Genomic DNA, 3,653 nt, shown 5'->3' with positions numbered 1-3,653 from the left:
TTTGTGTCTAAAATTTGTTGACTAGTGCACATAAACCAGAAAGCATACAGCATAATAGTCAGGGTGACGAGTAACGTAATAGTATACGGCAGCATCAGTGAGCTCAGTGTACCGATACCGGCGCTCTTCACGTACTTCTGGCAGTAGAGGATAATCAGCGGGTAGAACGCAAACATCGGGGTTACAACGTTAACCGCAGAGTCACTAACGCGGAAGGCAACCTGAGTCAGCTCCGGCGCAATACCTACAGCCATCAGCATCGGTACGAAGATAGGTGCCAGAATTGCCCACTTAGCGGAAGCAGAGGTAATAATCAGGTTCAGCATCGCAACGAAGATGATGATGCCGAAAATAGTTACCTGCGGCGGCAATGCCAGGGACTTCAGGAACTCGGCACCGGCAATCGCAATCAGCGCGCCCATGTTGGAAGCACCGAAGGCATAGAGGAACTGCGCAGCGAAGAAGTAGAATACAATCAGCTGCACCAGAGTTTTGGTGATATCCTCCATCGCAGTGGTAACATCCTTCGGAGATTTGAATTTTTCTACCATTACGCCGTAGGTCAGACCGACAGCGCCGGTGAAAACAAACAGCAGAGAAACGATGGACTGCATAATCGGCGCCTTGAAGCTTGCCAGCATACCCTTGTCATCGCGGAAGATGGAATCGGCAGGCAGCAGCAGGTAAACGAGCAGCGCAACCATCACGATCAAAAGGCCGGTAGCAGCGTAGAAGGCACGGTTTTCTTTGGGAGTTACGGCGGTGTTGCCGTCCTCGCCTACCTCGATATCATCATCGAGCGGGCAGTTTTTCCATAGCCAAGGCTCAACAATTTTTTCCGTCACCCACCAGCAGCTGGGGATTACGAGGAAGGTCGCACCGAAGGCGTAGAAATAGTTGCACAGTACGTTAACCTGATAAGACGGGTCGATAATCTGCGCAGCGCTCTGGGTGAAGCCCTGAATAACCGGGTCAATTGCGGACGGAGTATAGTTGGCAGCGAAGGCACCGGCAATGCCTGCGAAGGATGCGCCGATACCTGCCAGCGGATGCTTGCCGCTCGCATAATACATGTAAGCCGCAACCGGGATGATGATTACATAGCCGGTATCGGGACCGAGATGGCTCAGCATACCGACGAGAATAATAATCGGGGTAATCAAAAACTTAGGCGTAACAGCGAGAATTTTTTTCAGCGCAGTATTAATGTAGCCGGAGCCGTCAGCAATACCGATACCCAGGGTAGCAACGATTACCATGCCCAGCGGCGGGAAGCCGGAATAGTTGGTAACCATCTTGCTTAACAGTGCAACAAGGTTTTTGCCGCTCAACATATTGTTGACTACGATTTCCTTGCCGGTAGTGGGATGCACATAACCAAAGTGCATCGTCGAAAGAATTGCTGACATAATGCAGCAGATGATAAACGCACCGATGAACAAAATCGTGATATCGGGGATTTTGTTGCCGACGCGTTCAATCAGGCCGAGGATGCCGCCGGTCTGATTTTTTGCTTGCGTTGTTTGCATAGGGGACAATCACTCCTTCAAAAAATTAAAAATAACGTTCCTATTATAGCATTTTTTTAATATTTATGCAAAAGCATTCTGCAAACGACAACCATTTGCCAAACTGCTTCTTCAAAAAGTGCTTGCGTCAAAAAGTCAAATGTATACAGTATTAATATTTTACTATATACAATCTCGGCAAAATCTGTGCTATAATAAACAAAGCAGTTACAACTGCCCCAAACAATAAATAATAGCAAGGAGTTTTTTTCATGATACTTTCTCAACGTATTCAAAGCCTGACAGCATCTCCTATCAGAAAGCTGTCCCCGTATGCTGACGCAGCCAAGGCTGCAGGTAAAAAGGTTTATCATCTGAACATCGGCCAGCCTGATATTGCCACTCCGGCACAATTCATGGACAGTGTGCGTGAATTCCAGGCACCGGTAATCGCCTACAGCAATTCCAAGGGCGAAATGTTCCTTCTGAAGGCTATACAGAAATATTATGCAGAAAAAGGCATGGATTATGCTATTGAAGATATTTTCGTTACCAACGGCGGCAGCGAGGCCCTGATTTTCGCAGTTATGGCTCTGTGCGACCCCGGCGACGAAATCATGGTTTTCGAACCCTTCTACGCTAACTACACCACCTTCTGCAAGGAGTTCGGCGCTAAAATCAACGCTGTTCCTACCAGCGTAGAAAACGGTTACCACCTGCCCAGCGAAGAAGAAATTGAAAAGCACATTACTCCGAAAACCAAAGCAATTCTGCTCACCAACCCCGGCAATCCTACCGGCGTAGTTTATACCGAAGAAGAACAGGATATGATTTCCCGCATCGTGCGCAAGCATAACCTGGCTTTAATCGCTGACGAAGTATACCGTGAATTCGTTTATGACGGAGCATATCACAGCTTCGGCACCATGCCCGAATTAGACGACAACCTGATCATCATCGATTCCGTTTCCAAACGCTACAGCGCCTGCGGTGCGCGCATCGGCTGCATCATCAGCAAAAACAAAGAGCTCAGCAAGCAGGTTATCAAATGCTGCCAGGCTCGTCTGTGCAGCCCGATTCTGGAGCAGGTCGGTGCAGCAGCTCTGTACACCACTCCGGCAAGCTATCTGGAAGAGGTTAACAAGGAATACAAAAACCGCCGCGACACCATCGTGGCAGCTTTGAAGAAGCTCCCCGGCGTGAAGGCTTCCGACCCGAAGGGCGCTTTCTACATCATGGTTAACATGCCTGTTGACGATGCAGAAAAATTTGCTATCTGGACTCTGGAAAACTTCGCTATCGACGGCGAAACCGTTATGTTTGCTCCCGGCAACGGCTTCTACAACACCCCCGGCAGTGGCGTCAATGAAGCACGCCTTGCTTATGTATTAAAGAGCGAGGATCTGGAGCGCGCTATCTACATTCTGGGCGAAGCACTCAAAGCATATCCCGGCCGTGTAGAAAAATAAGCTCACAAAAACTTTAAAGCTTACCAAAAAATCAGACCTCCTGAAAATTCAGGAGGTCATTTTTTATTTGCTCTGCAATGCTTCCGCCAGCAGTTTTTCATCGGCAATAGCCTGCGACAGCACCAGCTGCGTATCCTCGCCCAGACGCGGCGCACGCTTCCGCAGCGCGGCCGGCGTTTTGCTCAGCTTCATGGCAAAGCCCAGCTGCCGATAGCTGCCAAGCTCTGCGTCCTCTACGTTCAGCACCATCTCGTTGGCCTTGGTCTGCTCCGCAGCCACCGCCTCGGCAAAATCCAGCACCGGCGTTACGCAGGTATCCTTGCCCGCCAGCAGCTGCTCCCATTCGGGCAGCGTGTGTTTGGCAAATTCCAGCGACAGCTGCTGCTTTAAGTAGTCGTGGTTAGCATCATCATCTATCAGGTCCGTCATATCGGGGCGCTGCAGCACAGCGCACAGGTTGCTCCAGAACTTCTTCTCCAGGCAGCCCACCGCAAGATAGCGTCCTTCCTTCGTCGCATAAATATTGTAGTTGGCGTTGGCACCCGTCAGCCAGTTGTTGCCGCGCTCCGCCACAAAACCGCTGCCGAAGTACAGGCTGGCAGCACCGGGCATCAGCGTCATCGCCACATTATACAGCGAAATATCTCAAACTTCGCACACGGAAAACATCCCGTAT

The 3,653-nt window shown here is 50.1% G+C and carries 3 protein-coding genes; 1 reads left to right on the top strand and 2 read right to left on the bottom strand.

The annotated features are described in order from the left end of the window. A partial coding sequence (locus tag HMPREF9443_RS06500; RefSeq protein ID WP_009145761.1) for an AbgT family transporter occupies positions 1 to 1,529 on the bottom strand: 1,529 nt, incomplete at its 3' end. Between the two features lie 251 nt (positions 1,530 to 1,780). Between HMPREF9443_RS06500 and HMPREF9443_RS06495 the strand changes: the two genes are divergently transcribed. Continuing rightward, positions 1,781 to 2,977 carry a pyridoxal phosphate-dependent aminotransferase gene (locus tag HMPREF9443_RS06495; protein WP_009145759.1) on the top strand — a complete coding sequence of 399 codons (1,197 nt, stop codon included), beginning with the start codon at positions 1,781 to 1,783 and terminating at the stop codon, positions 2,975 to 2,977. A gap of 63 nt (positions 2,978 to 3,040) precedes the next feature. On the opposite strand, the gene HMPREF9443_RS06490 is transcribed toward HMPREF9443_RS06495, so the two are convergent. Beyond that, entirely contained in the window at positions 3,041 to 3,613 is a 573-nt protein-coding gene (locus HMPREF9443_RS06490) for a CoA transferase (protein WP_268257875.1), read from the bottom strand. Positions 3,614 to 3,653: the final 40 nt, after the last annotated feature.

Source organism: Phascolarctobacterium succinatutens YIT 12067, assembly GCF_000188175.1.
Lineage (GTDB): Bacteria > Bacillota > Negativicutes > Acidaminococcales > Acidaminococcaceae > Phascolarctobacterium_A > Phascolarctobacterium_A succinatutens.
This window is presented reverse-complemented; position numbering and strand designations above follow the sequence as displayed.